The sequence below is a fragment of the Pedobacter hiemivivus genome, assembly GCF_005144565.1.
Taxonomy (GTDB): domain Bacteria; phylum Bacteroidota; class Bacteroidia; order Sphingobacteriales; family Sphingobacteriaceae; genus Pedobacter; species Pedobacter hiemivivus.
The window spans coordinates 64,457-84,258 of sequence record NZ_SWDX01000004.1 but is presented as its reverse complement, the minus strand read 5'-3'; the positions used below and the strand labels follow the sequence as shown (position 1 = coordinate 84,258).

Annotated in this window: 18 protein-coding genes and 2 tRNA genes; 12 read left to right on the top strand and 8 right to left on the bottom strand. The window is 40.0% G+C overall.

Annotated elements, in window-relative coordinates; all coding sequences use genetic code 11:
* Window positions 1-4: 4 nt before the first annotated feature.
* Window positions 5-310, top strand: a complete 306-nt coding sequence (locus tag FBD94_RS10700) for a hypothetical protein (protein WP_131610091.1) — start codon at window positions 5-7, stop codon at window positions 308-310.
* Here the strand turns inward: FBD94_RS10700 and rlmF are convergent.
* Entirely contained in the window at window positions 307-1,239 is a 933-nt protein-coding gene (rlmF, locus tag FBD94_RS10695) for a 23S rRNA (adenine(1618)-N(6))-methyltransferase RlmF (RefSeq protein WP_169472277.1), read from the bottom strand. The two genes, FBD94_RS10700 and rlmF, sit on opposite strands and share 4 nt — an antisense overlap.
* A gap of 107 nt (window positions 1,240-1,346) precedes the next feature.
* Here rlmF and FBD94_RS10690 point away from each other — a divergent pair, with 107 nt between their 5' ends.
* From FBD94_RS10690 to FBD94_RS10670, 5 genes are all read left to right on the top strand, one after another.
* Complete coding sequence (locus tag FBD94_RS10690; RefSeq protein ID WP_131610093.1) at window positions 1,347-1,706, top strand: diacylglycerol kinase family protein; 360 nt, start codon at window positions 1,347-1,349, stop codon at window positions 1,704-1,706.
* Window positions 1,696-2,421, top strand: coding sequence for a DNA repair protein RecO (recO, locus tag FBD94_RS10685; protein ID WP_131610094.1), 726 nt, complete (start codon window positions 1,696-1,698; stop codon window positions 2,419-2,421). The genes FBD94_RS10690 and recO overlap by 11 nt, the downstream gene beginning before the upstream one ends.
* 128 nt (window positions 2,422-2,549) lie before the next feature.
* Window positions 2,550-2,627 (top strand) — tRNA-Val (locus tag FBD94_RS10680).
* Between the two features lie 44 nt (window positions 2,628-2,671).
* Window positions 2,672-2,746 (top strand) — tRNA-Val (locus FBD94_RS10675).
* 492 nt (window positions 2,747-3,238) lie between these two features.
* Window positions 3,239-3,880: a DUF6266 family protein gene (locus FBD94_RS10670; RefSeq protein WP_131612981.1), complete on the top strand. Its 642-nt coding sequence runs from the start codon at window positions 3,239-3,241 to the stop codon at window positions 3,878-3,880.
* Between the two features lie 244 nt (window positions 3,881-4,124).
* Here the strand turns inward: FBD94_RS10670 and FBD94_RS10665 are convergent, their stop codons facing one another.
* The 3 genes from FBD94_RS10665 to FBD94_RS10655 all read right to left on the bottom strand — a co-directional run bounded on the left by FBD94_RS10665 (window position 4,125) and on the right by FBD94_RS10655 (window position 8,134).
* Window positions 4,125-4,601, bottom strand: coding sequence for an OsmC family protein (locus tag FBD94_RS10665; protein ID WP_131612982.1), 477 nt, complete (start codon window positions 4,599-4,601; stop codon window positions 4,125-4,127).
* 62 nt (window positions 4,602-4,663) lie between these two features.
* Entirely contained in the window at window positions 4,664-7,207 is a 2,544-nt protein-coding gene (locus FBD94_RS10660) for a phosphocholine-specific phospholipase C (protein ID WP_131612983.1), read from the bottom strand.
* Window positions 7,208-7,312: 105 nt separating this feature from the next.
* A complete protein-coding gene (locus tag FBD94_RS10655) occupies window positions 7,313-8,134 on the bottom strand; it encodes an SMP-30/gluconolactonase/LRE family protein (protein ID WP_131612984.1) in 822 nt (273 codons plus the stop codon).
* Window positions 8,135-8,414: 280 nt separating this feature from the next.
* Between FBD94_RS10655 and FBD94_RS10650 the strand changes: the two genes are divergently transcribed.
* The 6 genes from FBD94_RS10650 to FBD94_RS10625 all read left to right on the top strand — a co-directional run bounded on the left by FBD94_RS10650 (window position 8,415) and on the right by FBD94_RS10625 (window position 16,121).
* The gene (locus tag FBD94_RS10650) at window positions 8,415-9,560 is read left to right on the top strand and encodes a glycoside hydrolase family 88/105 protein (RefSeq protein WP_136880205.1); all 1,146 of its coding nucleotides are present in this window, start codon (window positions 8,415-8,417) and stop codon (window positions 9,558-9,560) included.
* A gap of 89 nt (window positions 9,561-9,649) precedes the next feature.
* A complete protein-coding gene (locus tag FBD94_RS10645) occupies window positions 9,650-10,933 on the top strand; it encodes a PQQ-dependent sugar dehydrogenase (protein WP_136880204.1) in 1,284 nt (427 codons plus the stop codon).
* A 9-nt stretch (window positions 10,934-10,942) separates the two neighbouring features.
* The gene (locus FBD94_RS10640) at window positions 10,943-11,392 is read left to right on the top strand and encodes a c-type cytochrome (RefSeq protein ID WP_136880203.1); all 450 of its coding nucleotides are present in this window, start codon (window positions 10,943-10,945) and stop codon (window positions 11,390-11,392) included.
* Between the two features lie 2 nt (window positions 11,393-11,394).
* On the top strand, window positions 11,395-12,615 hold the full coding sequence (locus FBD94_RS10635) for a glycoside hydrolase family 88/105 protein (protein ID WP_136880202.1): 1,221 nt from the start codon (window positions 11,395-11,397) through the stop codon (window positions 12,613-12,615).
* Between the two features lie 138 nt (window positions 12,616-12,753).
* Window positions 12,754-14,142 (top strand): LutB/LldF family L-lactate oxidation iron-sulfur protein, encoded by a 1,389-nt coding sequence (locus FBD94_RS10630; protein WP_131609147.1) that lies wholly within the window; start codon window positions 12,754-12,756, stop codon window positions 14,140-14,142.
* Window positions 14,143-14,216: 74 nt separating this feature from the next.
* Window positions 14,217-16,121 (top strand): alpha-ketoacid dehydrogenase subunit alpha/beta, encoded by a 1,905-nt coding sequence (locus FBD94_RS10625; protein ID WP_235884443.1) that lies wholly within the window; start codon window positions 14,217-14,219, stop codon window positions 16,119-16,121.
* 2 nt (window positions 16,122-16,123) lie between these two features.
* On the opposite strand, the gene FBD94_RS10620 is transcribed toward FBD94_RS10625, so the two are convergent.
* The 4 genes from FBD94_RS10620 to FBD94_RS10605 form a co-directional block, all read right to left on the bottom strand.
* Window positions 16,124-16,738 (bottom strand): SprT family zinc-dependent metalloprotease, encoded by a 615-nt coding sequence (locus tag FBD94_RS10620; RefSeq protein ID WP_235884441.1) that lies wholly within the window; start codon window positions 16,736-16,738, stop codon window positions 16,124-16,126.
* Window positions 16,739-16,756: 18 nt separating this feature from the next.
* Complete coding sequence (gene feoB / locus FBD94_RS10615) at window positions 16,757-18,874, bottom strand: ferrous iron transport protein B (protein WP_136880201.1); 2,118 nt, start codon at window positions 18,872-18,874, stop codon at window positions 16,757-16,759.
* 4 nt (window positions 18,875-18,878) lie between these two features.
* On the bottom strand, window positions 18,879-19,094 hold the full coding sequence (locus FBD94_RS10610; protein ID WP_090777697.1) for a FeoA family protein: 216 nt from the start codon (window positions 19,092-19,094) through the stop codon (window positions 18,879-18,881).
* Between the two features lie 302 nt (window positions 19,095-19,396).
* Entirely contained in the window at window positions 19,397-19,801 is a 405-nt protein-coding gene (locus FBD94_RS10605) for a VanZ family protein (protein ID WP_136880200.1), read from the bottom strand.
* Between the last annotated feature and the right edge of the window lies 1 nt (window position 19,802).

Here is a 19,802-nt window from a genome sequence, read left to right as displayed (position 1 = left end):
AAAAATGATCTACGCTAAAAAGAAAATACAGAACAATGCAAACCTTGCCGCGCAAACCGCAAAGATCATTGCCAATGTAACCGAATTGGAGCAAAAGAATTTAGTAAAGATTGAAGGTAATGATGTTTTTCTTTATCCAGAAATATGGAAAGACAAAGCAACAGCCTTAAACTGGATAAAATGCCTGCATTTATACTGTATGGTAAAAAAGCGGTTTAAAGAAAGTGACACCCTTAATTTTAAGCACTATGTTAGCGGAGAACTGATTGGCTCCTTTAAAAACAAAAAAGCAAGTGTAGGCGTCTTTTAACGACGCCATTTTTCTTTCTCGGCGGCATTCAGATAAGTCCAGGCTACAAAGCGACTGATCTTCTGGCCCTGTGCCATTTCAATAGTTCTAACTTCTAATGCGCCAGCACTTTCCAACGCTCTATAAATAAAGGACAAATTACTGCCTTTTGAAACCAAGCTAGAGAACCACAAGCATTGATCGGCTATATCTGCGCTTTCATTAATCATGTTTCTGATGAAGGAAACCTCACCTCCTTCGCACCAAAGCTCCGTATGTTGTCCCCCAAAATTCAACACACCAGTACTCGCCTTTCCTTTACCAAGATTGCGAACTTTCTTATTTGAGCCCGCAGCTGCTTCAGCAGCCGAAGCATGGAATGGCGGATTGCACATTGTAAAATCAAATAACTCTCCCGGTTTAACAATTCCCTTAAAAATATGCGCTTTATGCGGTTGATGTTTCAAGGTAATGCCATCCGATAAGGGCTTATTTACCGCTACAATGCTTTTTGCAGCCTTAATGGCTAAGGAATCAATATCCGACCCCACAAAACTCCATCCGTACTCCTGTCGCCCTATAATCGGGTAAATACAATTCGCACCCACTCCTACGTCCAATCCCTTCACTGTTCTCCCTGTCGGTACCACGCCACCATTGTTTTCCGCAAGCAGATCGGCCATATAATGGATATAATCAGCCCTACCTGGTATTGGCGGACATAAATAGTTTTCCGGTATATCCCAATTGTCAATCCCGTAAAAATGTTTCAGCAAGGCTTTATTTAGCATTTTCACAGCAATAGGATTAGAAAAATCAATGGATTGGTCTCCATAAGCATTTTTCGCAACAAAGGCTGCTAAATCAGGCAAGCTTTTAATCAGTTCAGGAAAATCGTACCTGGAACGGTGTTTATTTCGGAGATGAAGGATATTTTTTTCTGTAGACATTCGTTGATAAAACTTAGCCAAAGGTAAAGGTTTTAAGGAAACCTTGGATATGTAAGAAAGCATGAGTTACTTTGTAACGTTTTGTATTTGCAAGCAATTGAGACAATATGGGTAAGTTTATAAGAGGTTTTGGCTATGCATTTTCCGGATTGGGCTATGCTTTTAAAAGCCAGCTCAACTTTAAAGTACACCTATTAACTGCTATATTGGTAAGTATTGCGGGCTGCTGGTTTAAATTATCTATTGCCGAATGGCTTTGGATCATTGCTGCCATTGGAATGGTATTGATGGCAGAGCTACTAAACACGGCAATAGAAATTCTGGTCGACCTGGTTTCTCCTGAAATACACCCAAAAGCTAAGATCATTAAAGATGTTGCTGCTGCAGCCGTACTTGTAACCGCAATTACTGCAGCCATTATAGGCCTGATCATCTTTATCCCTAAAATACTCAATTATGCTTCATAAAACCCGAGGCATTGTTTTAAAAACAACGCTGTACAGTGAAAGCAGTGTTATCGTACAAATGTTTACAGAAAAATTCGGTATTCAATCTTATATGATCAACGGCGTAAAAAAGCCGAAGGCAAAAATAAGAATGAATATGTTACAACCGCTGCATCTGGTAGATATGGTTGTTTATCATAAAACAAATACGACTATACAGCGTGTTTCGGAGCTTAGACCCTTTCCCATTTTTCGAAGTATCCCTTATGACATTGTTAAAAGCACCATCGTGCTTTTCCTTAATGAGGTTTTGTACAAAAGTATCAGACAGCAAACCACCGACGAACATTTATTTGATTTTATATATAGTGCCATCTGCTGGTTTGATGAAACTGAAGAAATAAATGTAAACTTTCACCTTGCTTTTTTGCTAAAACTTTCCCGTTTCCTAGGTTTTGCACCAAGCATGCAGACGAAAAGTGATCAAAGCTATTTCGATTTGCAGGAAGGAGAATTCAAATCTTCTATTCCTGTACACCCATATTTTCTGGATAAACATGACGCATCGATCTTCATTTCCTTATTTTCTTTGCCTTTTGAAAAAATAAATGAAATAAATATTGAGAATCAGACGCGGCGGTTGATTCTGGATAAAATATTGGTTTACTATACTTTACACACTGCTTCTTTTGGAGACATTCGATCTCACCAGGTGTTGGAAGATGTACTTTCATAAAAATTCGAATCTTTTTTTTGCAAAAATCATTTAAGGGTGTATATTTGCAATCCCAAATCGAAGGGATCTTCGGTTAAAATACAACGGCATTGCTCAGCTGGTTTAATAGACAAAAGAGCAGAACCAAAGGGAAATTAGCTCAGCTGGTTCAGAGCACCTCGTTTACACCGAGGGGGTCGGGGGTTCGAACCCCTCATTTCCCACCAAAACAGCAACTCAGCTGTTTCAAAACAAAAAGAGTAGAACCGAAGGGAAATTAGCTCAGCTGGTTCAGAGCACCTCGTTTACACCGAGGGGGTCGGGGGTTCGAACCCCTCATTTCCCACGAAAGCCGGATTAACATCCGGCTTTTTTTATGCCCTTTTTTTTCCTGTTTATTTCGTGTAGCCAAAAGTTGTGGAGCGGTATAGCATATCAGGACGAACAAATCAAAGTTCATTTTGAAAAATGTGTCAAACACAAAAGTTCATACAAAAAAATCAAAATCGATCAATCAAAAAAGTTAACAATTGTTAACGAAAACAGACTTTCTATTACATAACCAGAATGTTACAACTAAAGAATTTCACACTGAAAATTTCTTTTTAGTTAACCACCTATAGGCAGTCTGCAACCCCTATTTACCCGGACATTACCCGGACATTACTCGGACATTACCCGGATACTACTTGGCTGGATTCGAGTAGTGTCCGGTTAACAGCCGAGTAACATCCCTTAATACTTGGTAAAGTAAATTACCTCAAAGTACAATCGGCTAAAAACATGTGAATTGACAATCAGCATCTTAGTGCATACATTAGGAAAAAAACGAAAAATTATGGCAAGAATTAATAATGGTATTTTAGGTGGCATTCAGGGTAATGCAGGTCCAGTAGAAGGCTATGTAAGATACGGGGTAGCCTATGTTAGGGGAAAGAAAAGAAAACGTACCACTCCCCCAACCCCAAGAGAAAAAATTCAAAGAAAGAGAATGGAAGTAGTGAATAATTTCACCAACAGTATGACGGATTACATTCGAATAGGTTTTGAAGAAGCCGCCGAAGGTCGGCCCATCACGCCCAACAATGCTGCCAAATCCTATCAACTACTACATGCACTACATGGTGAATACCCTAATATCAGCATTAATTACGCTACCGCACGTTTAACTCAAGGAATCCTTGAGCTGCCCCTCAACCCAGAAGCAACAGCCGAAGGTAATGGCGTTCGTTTTAACTGGACTTACAACACCGCATTAAACTGGAGCAACAGAGGAGCACGAGTAATGGTATTGGTTTATGCCGAAGAAACAGGAAAATCATTTTACCAATTTATTGGCGCCAGAATCACAGAAGAGACAGATTTTTTAGAAATGCCGACAGAAGTAAAAGGCTTACAACTTCATGCCTATATGTCTTTTGTTGCTGATGACAGAAGAAGTATTAGCAATAGCATATACCTAGGTAACCTTATTATTTAAATCCCTAAATCATTTATAGATTATCTTATTTAGATTGAACTCTTCTGTTCATATCTCTATGCCACTGTATTTCCACGATCCTGTTGCATGTATAATGGCAAATTCAACACCATCCCAATCACTTTTCGTGTTGGCTCTAATCAATACATGCTCAGTTGGTTTCCTTGACTTTTAGGGTTACTACAAAAAAAGATGTGGTGATAAAGGAATAAAAGAGAAAACTATAATATTGCAGAACGTAGCATTAGCCGCGTTCTACAATACTTTTTGGGTTATGTTTAATTGGGAAATTACAAGAATTGGCTATAAAGCACATCTTATGTGCCTGATCATGCAGTGAATTAGCCTTTTCAATTTGGCTTTCATCTGTGATCACCACTACCGGATTCAGCACAACTTCATTGAAATGGCCACTTCCATCTGAGTTTTCTGTCATCTTACCTATTGGCGTATCCTTATAATCCATCACAATGATTTCATTTTGAGAGCATAAATGCAGATACCATAACATGTGGCAAGACGATAAAGAAGCTAGTAAAAGATCCTCGGGATTATGCTTTGTTTTATCACCAAGAAATGCAGAGTCTGAAGACCCCGATATATCAGGTTTATTGTCAATCGAAATGATATAACTTCTGTCGTAAGACCTGTAATCCATTGTCCCCGAGCCTTTATTGCCCGCCCATGTAAGTGTCGCTTGATATTGATGTTCTTTAGCCATAACTAATCGCTCTTTATTGTTTCTACCAATTTAAACAAACTTATTTATCATTGACAAATAATCTATACAATTCCACCCATCACCGGATCGCTAAAACTGGCAAGTCCATTTTCAACCCTTCCAGCATACCTTTGCTCAAAATGATCTACTCCCACAACCAGAAGACTAAAATCATACCAGCCATGGCTTCGTTTTAAATCCAGCACAAGTTCTTGGGTACCGCCCGCAGCTATTTTCTTTTTAACATCATTATTGTGGTAGCCCTGATCTTTAATCGAGAGCTCATAGGCCTTAGAACCGTTATTTACCAATTTCAACAACACATTACCCGTCAGCCTACCACTTGCTTCATTACGTTCGTATGTACATAGCGCTACCAAGCCCGGATTATTACTTGTTCCTTTAAATTCACGATAATAACCATTCGGTCCGTTTACCCTAAGGTGATACTTTCCTCCGTCAAAGGCATCAAGTGGCCAACTATAAGCTAAAGTATCGCCCGCTTTAACCGCAAATGACCAGTTTCTACAAACCTGAGCACCGATATCAGTCGATGAGTCAGTAAACTTCGCAGGTGCATAAACTGTGAACGGAGCACCAGAAGCATTCTTACCGAAAACAGTATTCCCTGCTTTTAATTTTATTTCAAAATTCTTCCCATTATCCTGCAATTTGCCATCTACATACAATTCATAAGGTAAGGCACAAGAAGGACGAATGCCTTTCTCTTGGCTCGACATCAATCCACTAGCCTGCGGATTTGCGGCAAACGTAGTCAAGTCAGCATCGGTTATCTTTTTAAATCCTGATGGATCACCTTTAAACTTGGCATTATAAATGGTTTCAACCATATTATTGCGGTCAAGAAAATCGATTTTATCCACTTTTTCGCCATTAAAAGGAGTAAATACCGAAGTCAGGTCACCACATATCGTTCTACGCCATTCGCTGATGTTATCAATTCTGATATTTTTATTGAGTTTCTTAGTGAAAAATGTTTCCAGAAACTGCAAGGTCGAAGTATGGTCAAAAACCTCCGAGCAAACCCTACCTCCTCTGCTCCATGGCGAAGCAATCAGCATAGGCACTCTAAAGCCCAATCCAATAGGCGCTTCCCTTGCTGCCTTTTCCGGGATTCCCTGTTTCAATTCATTAGCCAACCGCACATGCTCTACTTCTGTATCAATTCCTTTCGAAACTAAACCCGTTCCTGGAACTTTAGCATCTGGAATAGAGAATGGCGGTACGTGATCATAATAACCATCATTCTCATCGTAAGTAGTGATAAAGATGGTCTTTTTCCACACTTCAGGATTCTTGGTCAGGATATCCATCACCTCAGAAACGTACCAAGCTCCATACCACGGTGCACTTGGATGATCAGAAAAGTTCTGCGGACCGGCTAGCCAGGAAACAGCAGGTAATTTACCTGTATTTACATCTTTTCTGAATTGATGCAAAATATCGCCCTTAGGAACTGTAACCTCCCTTTTAGTATTTCCGTCATTGTAACTTAATGTAGTAATACTTCTGTAATCCGGATCACCAGAGTTGGTCACAAAAGCACTTTTAAACAAAGTCTTTTGTCGATCAGATAATTTATCATACTCCTGCTGACTCCATTTTTTTAATTCAGAAGCCGCATTATCCAGCGCTTCCATTTTCTTTTTCAGATCCGCATTTATCTTTTTAGCAGCAGCATCACTCGAAGGACTCGCCTCCTGCAGTTTATTTATTTCTCCTGGAAGTGTTTCTACCAGTTTTTGCAGATTTTTAACATATCTAGATGAGAACTTCACATTATAAGCAGCAAAAAACTCTAATAAATTACAGCCAAAGTTGCCTAACCAGGCACGTTCCTCACCTTTATATCCACCGCCACAACTTAAATCATTCTGATAAAACTTCCAGGCGATATGATTTTCTTCCAGCAATTCGGGGAAAGCCTTCCATGGCAATTTTCCATAACTAAAATCGTCATTTCTGATGTTTACTTTTTGCAGTCCATCTAGATCATAACTAATCTTACCCGTCCAAAAGAAAGATCGGTTAGGTGTGGTACTGGTCATGCCCGAACAAAAGTTCTGATCACATACCGTAAAGGCATCAGCCATTGCATAATTAAACGGCAAATCTTCGCGGGTATAATGACCTAAAGTTAAAGGCATATCACTATACTTTTTATTTCCCGATTTCTTGGAAGTTAACCACTTATCGTATTTCCCACTGTTATAAGCATCAACCTGACTAGCCCGGGAGTGCGGCAAATCCCCCGTCCAGGTAACTTTAGAATCTTTAATATTTAAACGAAACGGAGCATAAGTATCTCCAAGCGCATCAGTTTGCATCCATACCGGTTTTTGGTTTGGAAGTGTGATGGCGCGAGGATCATTAAATCCCCTTACACCTTGCAGCGTACCAAAACAATGGTCAAACGACCTGTTTTCCTGCATTAGAATAACAATATGTTCAGCATCAAGAAAGCTACTCCCTAATTTGGGGTCGATCGCCAACGCCCGCTGTATAGATGCTGGGAGCATAGTAGAAAGCCCTGCAGCACCGGATAATAACAATGATTTTTTAATAAATGCTCTTCTCGATTCCATAATATAACCTGTATGTGTGTTAGCCTGATTTGATAAAATCAGGCTCCTAATTTCAAGCTTTTAAATTACGAATCTGAGCACTTAATATAAACTCTTTGTTAAGAATTATTTAAGCTGATAAGCCATAACTGTCTTTTTGTAAAAAGTAGGGATATATAAAATCTTTTTAACCGGATCGTACCCTAAATCAGCGGTATTCTTTTTCTCTAAATGCGTGTCCAACAACAAATCATATTTACCATCAGCATACATATAATAAACATAACCACCCCAACTGGTTAACAAGAAATCACCATTTCCCACAGGCTCTAAACCATCAATACCATTGGGCAATTCAGCAAGTTTCGTCATATTCTTTTGCACGTCAGCTTTCCATATGGTCTTTCCTCCTGCAATGAATAAATCATCACCAATAGCCTTTAAGCCATTCACACCATTTATATTTTCCATATATAAGGTCGGTTTGTTATTTTCTATTTTATGAATGCGTTTGGTTCTTGAGTCCGAAACATATACAATCCCCTTATCACTCACCGTAATGTCATTCAAAAACTTTGCGCTATCTATTGGTATTTTCAAGGTCACTTTCCCTTTTGCTATATCAATTACCACCACATCAGTTAAATCAGCAGCATACACCACATTCCCAATTCTTGCCAATCCTTTTGGCGAGTTTAATCCTGTTACCCAGTTCAGATCAATCACTTTGCCATCCACTCCGATTTTAGCTACCCCGCCTATGCCATCCTTATCATTAGGGTTATTACCCATCACCGAAGTATACAGTATTTTACTTTTTGTATCAGGCAATACCGACTCGGGAAGGTTAACTACGCTATCAGTTTCCCAAAGCTTTTCTAGACGGTGTTGCGCCTTCGCGTTTACAGATAAAGCAATTATAAAAGCCAAACCAAGATACTTCTTCATACAATGTTAATTTTAAGGTTAAACTGTGAGCATTTAAATTAAATCAGTATTTCAAAACACTAATTTACTAATGCAATTGAATAATAATAGGATAAAAAATACTGTCCCAATTTAGCTAAGTTCTAAGTGATCTTACCATTAAGCCGGAATTATAGCTCAAAATGCAGCAATACGGCTCCACCAGCAATTCGCACATTTTTAAAGCATCAAATTAAAGCTAACTTTAATTTGCACAATCAACTAAACAAGTAAAACCAAAGCTCATTACAAAGCAATAATTATGAACAAAAACTCTATTTTAGGTATTGCCTGTCTAGCCTCCGCCCTAACTGTTGTGGGACAAGGCAACCTTTATGCCCAGTCTAAGGATGCTGATTTAAAAAACTGGCCAAAAGGAGCTTCACCAAAAGAAATTGGGACAAAAATAGCTTACCACTTTAATGAAACCCCACATAGCAATTTTAACAGACCTGGCCCACCCAAGGTAATCACCTACCCAGAAACCTGTACCTGGTATGGCGCATTAACTTTTGCAAAAGAAAATAAAGACGGTAAACTTGTTAAAAAACTACAAGAACGGTTTGAACCACTATTTGGGGTAGAAGCTAAAATGATCCCTATACCTGACCATGTGGATTATAGCGTATTTGGTTCAGTTCCCTTGGAATTGTACATGCAAACTAAAGAGAAAAAATACCTGGATCTAGGTATTTCTATAGCTGACAAGCAATGGGGACCTCCTGAGGGCCCAAGAGTAGTAAAAGAATCACAAGGTTATTATGACCAAGGCTATACCTGGCAGACCCGCTTATGGATTGATGATATGTTTATGATTACCGCTTTACAAGCTCAGGCTTACAGAGCTACAGGCGATCAAAAATACATAGACCGTGCAGCTAAAGAAATGGTCTTTTATCTGGATCAATTGCAAAAACCTAATGGACTATTTTATCATGCCCCTGATGTACCTTTTTATTGGGGACGTGGAGATGGCTGGATGGCAGTAGGAATGGCCGAATTGTTAAGGTCGCTCCCAAAAACTAGCCCTAATTACAGCAGAATTATGAAGGGTTATAAAGACATGATGGCTTCCTTGCTAAAGTATCAGGCCGAAGATGGTATGTGGCGTCAATTGATTGATAAACCAGAATCTTGGCCAGAAACTTCAGCAACAGGAATGTTTACTTTCGCCATGATCACAGGTGTGAAAAATGGCTGGTTGGATAAAGAAGTGTATGGCAAAGCAGCACGTAAGGGATGGCTTAAATTGATCACTTATATCAATGAGAACAACGATATTACAGAGGTGTGTGAGGGCACAAACAAGAAAAACGACTTGCAGTATTATTTAGATCGTAAAAGAAATATTGGCGATTTACATGGACAGGCCCCTATCCTTTGGTGTGCAACTGCTTTATTACGTTAACTTACGAGAAAGCCGGCATAGAAATGATAATTTTATATAGTCAATTATAAAATTGCCCGGGCTTCTTAACCTTTTAAACAAAACAACCAATGAAAAAAATACTGTTAATACCAGTTTTACTTAGCGCACTCGTATTTTTCACCCTTTATGCATTTAAAGACATCTCAGCTTTGGGTGGTCCTAAGCCAGATGCAGACAATGTAGGCTTAAAACTACCCGAAGGATTTGGCGCTTTAAAGGTGGCCGATATAGGTGCTAAAGCAAGACATATTGTAGTTACACCTCAAGGCACGATCTATGTGAAACTTGCTAGAGTAAAAGAAGAAAAGGGAATCATTGTGCTAAAAGAAAATAGTGATGGCAGAGCCCAAATCACTGGGGGTTTTGGTAACTATGGTGGTACCGGCATCTATATGAAAGATGGATACTTGTACGCTTCTTCAAACAAAGAAGTATTTAGATACAAATTAAACGACAAAAACGAGGTAATAGACCCAAACAACCCTGAAACCATCGTTAAAGGTTTAAAAATGGGCCGTCAACACGAAACAAAATCTATTGTATTGGACAATGATGGAAACTTATACGTAAACATTGGCGTACCTTCAAACTCTTGCCAGGTACAAGATCGCGGCTTAAGATCTCCAGGTATCCCAGGATGTCCTTTATTAGACTCAGCAGCCGGAATCTGGCAGTTTAAAAAAGACAAACTAAACCAGAGCTACGACGAAGGTATACGTTATGCTACGGGTTTAAGGAATGTAGTGGGCTTAGACTGGAATCAACAAAACAATCAGCTATACGTGATGCAACATGGCCGTGATAACCTGAATAGCTCCTGGCCAGAAATTTACGACACTAAAGAATCTGCTGAATTACCAGCTGAATGTTTGTATGCTTTAAAAAAGGGCGACAATGCGGGCTGGCCATTTATGTACTATGATGGCTTACAACACAAGAAAATTGTAGCTCCTGAATACGGTGGTGACAAGAAAAAAGAAGCTGATCCTAAATACCTTGACCCAGTAGTTGCTTACCCTGCACATATGGCGCCTAATGGACTGCTATTTTATACTGGAAATATGTTCCCTGAAAAGTATAAAAACGGAGCCTTCATCGCTTTCCATGGTTCATGGAACCGCGCACCTGAACCTCAAAAAGGTTTCTTCGTAGTTTTCCAGCCATTTAAAGATGGTAAACCATCTGGTGACTGGGAGATTTTTGCGGATAACTTTGCCGGTACTCCAGAAAAAGCAGCCATGAATAAAGCAGATCACCGCCCATGTGGACTTGCACAAGGCGCCGACGGCTCTCTTTACGTAACTGACGATGCTAAAGGAACAATCTACCGCATCGTATATAACAAAAAATAATAGAATAGCATGAAAAGAGTTTTAATGATCTTATTGATCTTAACGACAGGTGGAATAAAATTATCTGCTCAGACAAAAGGAAAAAAAGCGCCTGCGGCAAAGCCTAAGGTAGTGACGGGAGCAGTAATGGCCAACGGAAAGAAAATATATGGTCAGTATTGCTTAGCCTGCCACATGGCAGATGGTGCCGGTGTTCCAAACATGAATCCACCGCTTACTAAAACATCCTACGTATTGGGCGATAAAATGAGGCTGATCAACGTCATCCTTAATGGACTTTCCACCGGCGAAGAAATTGACGGAGAAACTTATACCAATATCATGCCTCCTCACAATTTCCTAAAAGACCAGGAAATTGCAGATGTATTATCATTCGTTAGAAATAGCTTTGGTAATAAAGCAGGGGGAATTTCAGTAGCAGAGGTAAAAGCCATCCGCGCAAAAAACACTAAGAAATAATTATGAAATATACCCTTCTCCTGGCCGCCTTAATGGGGACAAACTGTGTCTTTGCACAAGACAGCGATACTGAAACTGTTGTCAGAAAAGTGGCAGACAATATTATTCAGAACACCACATTCAAGTTTGTAAACACGAAAACAAACGAGACTTACGAATCTACAAAAGGATTGGCTTCCTCTCCAGATGTAAAAGTGGCGAGCAAGTTTAATAAATGGATGTATGTAAATGGCGTTTTAACCATAGGTATGATGCAGATGGCTGATGTACTTAAGGATAAGAAGTACTCAGATTATTCGCTACACAACTTTGAATTCATATTTGGCAATCTTGGGTATTTTGAAACCTTATATAAAGCCAAAAACCCCAGAACGGAGTTTGGTGCCGTTTTTAACATCACCAACCTGGATGCATGTGGTGCCATGGGAGCAGGGCTTTCGGATGTAAATGCGTTGGCCAATAAACCAGAATACAAAGCCTACCTACAAAGAGCGGCAGATTATATCTCCAATAAACAACTTCGCTTAGCCGATGGAACATTGTCACGCCCAAATCCGCGTTACAGAACCATGTGGGCAGACGATTTGTTTATGAGCGTCCCGTTGCTGGCCAGAATGGGTAAAACTACCGGAGACACCAAGTATTTTGACGATGCCATTAAACAGGTAGAAAGCTTTAACAAATACCTTTACGACACGAGAACAGGTCTATTTTTCCATAATTATTATGAAGATGTAGACTTACAGGGTGTGGGCCACTGGGGTCGTGCCAATGGTTGGTTGGCCGTTGCACAAGCACAATTATTGGATAACTTACCAGCTAATCACCCTAAAAGACCGGAGTTAATTAAACTATTGTTACGTCAGATTTCAGGGTTTGCCCGTTATCAGGATCAGACTGGACTATGGCACCAATTGCTAGACAAACCTGATTCTTATTTAGAAACTTCAGTTACTGCAATGTATGTTTATACGGTAGCCCATGCGGTAAATGAAGGCTGGATTAACCCTAAATATATTTCAATAGCAAATGAAGGTTGGAAAGGATTAGTGACCAAAATCACCCCTGATGGTCAGATGCAGGACGTTTGCATTGGCACGAACATGGATGAGGCACTTAAATTTTACTATACCCGTCCAACCGAATTAAATGACACCCATGGTTTAGGCGCATTTTTACTTGCCGGAACAGAAATGATCAAGGCAGAGAAGAATAAAAAATAAGCATCCCATTAACATTGTTAAAACCTGCCCAAGCCGGCAGGTTTTTTTATGCCCAAATTTGGGGTATCTAGTAAACAAAAGGTAATATAAACCCAACATGCAAGTCATAAACTTAATTATTTTTATATTTGGAAGCATATGAAGGTATCTGAGGATTTTTTGGCAAAGGCAGATGAGAAGGCCTTTGATTTAGGGCATCGCACAACTATTAATTATAATATCGGCAAGTATAACGCTGCCGTTGAGCGAGGGTTGTCTAAATTCGAAAATCTAGAGAACTCCAAAAAGAAGGCTCATGTGATTAAATGGCGGGTGATGGAGCATCTGGACAAATTTTTACCTGAGTTCGAGTCCAACTTCCAACGCAGAGGCGGCAAAGTAATATGGGCCAATACTGCTGAAGAAGCTCAAAAAGAAATCCTCAATATCATCAAAAAAAACGGTGGCAAAACCGTAATTAAATCAAAATCCATGACTACCGAAGAGATTCACCTCAATGAATTTCTAGGAGAAAACGGGATTGAATCATTGGAAAGTGATTTGGGAGAATACATTGTTCAGCTACTTGGACAACCGCCCTACCACATTGTAACTCCTGCAATGCACCTCAATAAAGAGGATATTGCGAAGCTGTTTCATGAGAAATTTGGTACTCCACTTGACTTTACACCACAACAACTAACTCAAAAGGCACGTGAGCTTTTGAGAGAAAAATACCTTAATGCAGATATTGGAATTAGTGGTGGGAACTTTCTGATTGCCGATACCGGAAGTATTGCATTAACAGAAAATGAAGGGAATGCGAGACTTTGTACCACCTTCCCTAAAATCCACATTGCTATTGTGGGCATTGAAAAGATCATTCCTTCAATGGCCGACCTCGACCTGTTCTGGCCATTGCTTGCCAGTCATGGCACTGGGCAAAACTTAACGGTGTACAATACCATATTAAGCGGTCCTAAACGTGGCGAAGAAACTGATGGCCCGGAAGAAATGTATGTGATATTGCTCGACAATGGTCGAACCAACCTATTGGCTCAAAAAGACCAGCGTCAAGGTTTGTATTGCATCAGATGTGGGGCTTGTTTAAACGCATGTCCTGTTTACAAAAACATTGGTGGTCATACTTACAATACGACCTACAGCGGCCCAATTGGCTCCATCATCACTCCTCATTTAAAAGGAATGAAGGATTTTAAGCATTTGAGTTACGCTTCCAGCTTATGCGGAAAATGTTCTGAAGTTTGTCCAGTTAAAATCGACATCCATAAAATGCTACTGCTAAACCGAAGGGATGCAGCTGCAACGCATGAGAATACAAAAAAAGAAGAAATTGGCTGGAAACTTTGGAAAACCGGAATGCTAAAAAGGTCAAGAATGGACTGGTTTGGCGGAAAATTCAAGAATTTCCTGCTTAAATTCCTCTTTAAAAAGTCAGCAGGAAAATACCGAGAAATGCCGACTGTTGCTCCCAAATCTTTTGCTAAATTATACGAAGAAAAAAATAAGGGAAATAAAGACCTCTGACCATGACCTTCGACAGAAAAGATAAGGATAACGCAACACTGCTAAATTTATATTTACGCTTACTTTACCCTCGAATGGTAGAGGAAAAAATGCTTATCCTACTTCGTCAGGGTCGTATAGGGAAATGGTTTTCTGGTATTGGACAAGAAGCAATTGCTGTAGGCAGTACACTTGCCATGCACAATGAAGAGTACATCCTTCCCATGCACAGAAATCTGGGGGTTTTTACCTCCAGGAATATTCCACTCACAAAATTAATGGCCCAGTGGCAGGGTAAAGTCACCGGCTTTACCAAGGGCAGAGACCGCTCTTTTCATTTTGGCACACAAGAACACCGCATCATCGGGATGATCTCTCACCTCGGTCCTCAAATGGCTCTTGCTGATGGCATTGCATTAGCTGATTTGATTGAAAAAAAAAAGCAAGCAACCTTAGTTTTTACGGGTGAAGGTGCCACCAGCGAAGGTGATTTTCATGAAGCCATTAATGTTGCCGCAGTATGGAACCTTCCGGTCATCTTTTTAATAGAGAACAATGGCTACGGACTTTCCACCCCAATTAACGAGCAGTTTAAATGCAAAAATCTGGTCGACAAAGCTATTGGATATGGAATTGAAGGCTTTCAGGTGGATGGCAATAACATTCTCGAAGTGTACGACCTGATTAATCAGGTTGCTACAAGTATGAGAGAAAATCCAAAACCAGTACTGATCGAATGTTTAACATTCAGAATGCGCGGTCATGAAGAAGCCTCGGGAACAAAATACGTCCCGCAGGAATTATTCGAAGAATGGGCCGCCAAAGACCCGGTTAGAAATTTTGAACAATACCTGCAGGAACAGCAAGTCCTCACAATCGAATCCATAGCTGAAATAAAAACAAGGTTTAAAAGCCAGATTGAACAAGATGTTGAAAATGCCTTTAATGAAGATGAGCCTGAAGTAAATACCGAAGTAGAACTTGAGGATATGTATTTCCCTTACGTTTCGACAACCATACCAGCTACCAAAGCAGCAACAGAAATGCGGTACCTTGATGCCATATCAGACGGGCTTAAAGTTGCCATGCAAAAACACAAAAACCTGGTATTAATGGGGCAGGATATTGCAGAATATGGCGGTGCTTTTAAAATTACGGATGGTTTTGTACAGGAATTTGGAAAAGCCAGGGTACGCAATACGCCGATCTGCGAATCAGCTATTGTTGGTGCAGCATTGGGGCTCTCTATCAATGGCTGTAAAGCGATGATGGAAATGCAATTTGCTGATTTTGCCACCTGCGGTTTTAATCAAATTGTAAACAACCTTGCCAAAACCCATTACCGATGGGGAGAAAAGGCCGATGTTGTGGTACGGATGCCTACTGGCGCAGGTACCGGTGCTGGCCCCTTCCATTCGCAAAGCAATGAAGCCTGGTTTACTAAAACCCCCGGACTAAAAGTAGTTTATCCAGCTTTCCCTCAGGATGCCAAAGGTCTTTTGCTGGCCTCAATCGAAGACCCGAATCCGGTCATCTATTTCGAGCATAAATACTTATACAGAAGCTTAAGTGGCCCGGTTCCGCAGGGCTTTTATACCTTTGAAATCGGCAAAGCAAATGTTTTAAAACAAGGTGAGCAATTTTGTATCATCACTTATGGCTTGGGTGTACATTGGGCACTATCCTATTTGAGTGAGAATCCTGACCACTCAGCGACTTTAGTAGATTTACGAAGTTTGCAACCTTGGGACAGAGAAGCGGTCGCCAATGCAGTTAAAACAACAGGAAGAGTACTTATTTTACATGAAGACACACTGAGTTCTGGTTTTGGAGCCGAACTGGCTGCCTGGATCTCTGAACATTGCTTTGAATACCTGGATGCCCCGGTAATGCGTTGCGCGAGCAGTGATACTGCAATTCCAATGAGTAAAGTTTTAGAAGATGATTTTCTTGCAAAAAGTCGTCTGCAAGACACTGTTAAACGGTTATTGGCTTATTAAGATTATGTTCCTGTAGCCGCTAACGTAACCTCTGCAAGTGGGTTAAATAGGTAAATATTCCCGTTATCCAGACAAACACAACGATACCTTTTTCTCAGCTTTTCGCCCTTTTTAAACTGCCTTCCATCTTTAATCGTAAACACAGCATGTAATGGGAGTTCTTCCAGCCTTGAAGCGTCTAGCAGCTCATCGTATTTTTTTAAGGCTCGGGAAAGTTTTAAATCTGTACAGCTCGCAGCAGAAGGATTACTTAAATAACTAATGATCGCTTGTTTAACATCATCAGGAAAAATGTTTTGTTCCAAAAAAGGAACCATCATTCTCTTAAAATTATACTTCCACTCAGTTCCATGAGGCTTCACCCTGTTTTTATGATCGTTCCAGGTTAACAGGTGAGCAAATTCATGAACTGTAGTTACCAGAAACGCATAAGCATTAAGGTTATTATTTACAGAAATTTTATGCCCATCACCTTTATAAGGATGCCTGTAATCGCCAAGCTTAGTAGCCCTTCCTTTGGCGATCTTAAACTCACATTGAAAATAATCAATCCATTTAGCTATGATCGGTGCAGCATCTATGGGCATATATTGTGATAAGACTTTCTCCTTTTCCACGATCACAATATAGCTAAATTACTTTAAAAGCTGATAAGCGATTAAACTGGCCACATAAGCCAGCGAAGTCATATAGACCAACTGAGTAACCGGCCATCGCCACGATTTTGTTTCCCGATAAACTACAGCCACTGTACTCATGCACTGCATTGCAAAAGCATAAAACAACATTAAAGAAAATGCCGTAGCAAATGTAAACACAGGCAATCCCGTTTCGGCATTCTTGGCACTCCTCATCTTGTTCCTTATCGTAGCCACTTCTTCATCTCCCCCATCAACGCTATAAATAGTCGCCATGGTACCCACAAAAGCTTCTCTGGCTGCAAATGAAGTGATCAGGGCAATCCCGATCTTCCAATCAAATCCTAATGGCTTAATCGCGGGCTCAATAGCATGACCCAATATTCCGGCATAAGAATTTTCCAATCTTTCAGCAGCCCTATCTCTCTCCAGCGTACTAATCTGCACACTATCTTTTTGCGCCTCTATGGCCGCATATTTTTTGTCTATCTCCGCAAACCGTTCAGAAGGTCCGTAAGTAGCCAATACCCAAAGAATAATTGAAATGGCGATAATCACCTTACCGGCTTCTACAACAAAGGTTTTAGATTTTTCATACATGGTGTAAAGCACATTGCTCCAACGCGGCTTCCGGTATACCGGCAACTCCATAATAAAGTATGATTTCTCCTTAGCCTTGATCAAAAAGTTCATCACAAACGCTACGAGGATGGCCGTAACAATACTGATCAGATACATCCCCATCAAGGTTAATCCCTGCAAATTGATAAAGCCCCAAATCATTTTCTCGGGCACTACCAATCCAATCAATAAGGTATAAACTGGTAATCTGGCCGAACAACTCACCAGCGGAGCGACCATAATCGTAATGATCCGGTCTTTCCAGCTTTCAATGTTCCTTGCACTCATGATAGAAGGAACGGCACAAGCCAAACTACCAATCATTGGTACAACAGATTTACCACTCAATCCAAACTTACGCATGATCTTATCCATCATAAAAGTCACGCGAGCCATATAGCCAGTATCTTCCAGAATAGAAATAAAGGCAAAAAGTATTGCAATCTGCGGAATAAAAATCACTACACCACCTAAACCTGCAAGTATACCATCCAAAAATAAATTGGTAAGAATCCCCTCAGGAAGATGTTGATGACCGTATTCGGTAAGCCATACAAAAGTATATTCAATCAACTCCATCGGGTACGAAGACCAGGAGAAAATCGAATTGAAAATAAAAAATAATATACCAATGAAAATAATGAACCCCCAAAAGCGGTTGGTCAGGACAGCATCAATCTTATCACTAAAGACAAACTTCTTCGCTGCACCTGTATCTTTTACTATCCCTGTGAGTATAGTTCCCAAGTAACGGTAACGGGCTATCGTTTCGGCAGCCTGTAATTTCGACGAGTCGAAATGATACTCCTTTTTAATCTGATCAAATACATTTCTGTCTATGGCAGAAAAAACATCGAGCGTTTCATACTGATGAAGCACCTGCAATGCAAAATAATCGTTGTCTGTTTTTAAATGTTTTTTGGCCAAATCTATGGCCTCGGGAGCCAGTACGTGCACATCAGCACCATCAACCTGGGTAGGTATTTTGGTGGTATTACTGATGGCTTCCTTTAGCTGATCCAAACCTGAATTACTTCTGGCGGATATAGAAACAATCTGGATCCCCAATCTTTGCGAAAGCTGATCTATATCGATTTCTATCCCCTCCTTTTTGGCCATGTCTGTCATGTTCAAAGCCAAAACAACAGGTAGCTTCAAATCAGCAACCTGCGAGTAAAGGAGTAAATTTCTTCTAAGGTTTGTAGCATCAGCTACCAATACCACTACGTCAGGATGACTAGCATTATTTTTATCCGCCAATACCTGAAAAACGATACTCTCGTCTCTACTTTTCGGATATAAGCTATAAGTACCAGGTAAATCTATGACCTCAGCCTGTTTACCATTGTTCAACTTGCAGTAACCTACTTTTTTATCTACTGTAATCCCTGGAAAGTTTCCAATCTTTTGATTTAATCCGGTAAGGAGATTGAAAAGTGTAGATTTTCCAGTATTGGGATTACCAACTAAGGCAATTTTTATATCTCTTCCCAAATCACTATTGTATTATAATAACAGATGCTTCACTTTTACGTAAACAAAGTTGATAACCCGCCACCCGAATCGCGATCGGGCAACCAAGTGGCGCAAACCGTTCAACTTCTACAATCTCGCCAGGCAAGCAACCCATTTCCATTAATTTTAGAGACATCTCTAAATCTGTAAATGCGACAATAGTTCCTTGTTCTCCTGGATTAAGCTGTGAAAGTTTCATCTATATTAAGGTTTTTATAAATCAACCAAGAGCTTCATTTTTAAAGGGTAGACCCATGATTTACTGCGTGGTATGATAGGGGCGCAATTTAGACTTAATTTATAATAATTCCAAATAAAGACCGTATAGGAAAGCCATCCTATACGGTCTTTATTTGGTCATTTTATGCACTATTGAGGTCCTAACCTCAAAGGATAAACTATCGCCTGGGATAATTGTTATAACTCACCTTTGGACATTTGCAGCCTCCTTTAAAAACGCTGCAACTGCTTACCAGGCAAACCAACAACAATAAACCTAGCTTAATGATCAGTCTTTGCATAATTTGATTTATGTAATAATACATAGCTAAAAACTCCCATAAACACACCGATCATATCACAACCAAAATCCCACCATTCGGCAGATCTGTAGCTGAAAAACTTCCATTGTAACAATTCTATTCCTCCACCCAAAGCGGCAGTAATTACAATGATTTTAAAGATAGTTAAGGAGCTAAAACTATAATTGTGTTGATAGTTAATCTTGCCGTAAAACAAGAGTATAGTTAGCACAAAAAAGAAGCCCATATGGACAAATTTATCAAAGCCTTGAAAAAAGAAGCCACCGCCACCGCCCGAAGGCATTCTCATGCAGCAAAGCACAACAATGACAATGGTCCATAGCACGGCCCAAATTTGATACTTTAATTGTCCAAAGATGCTCATT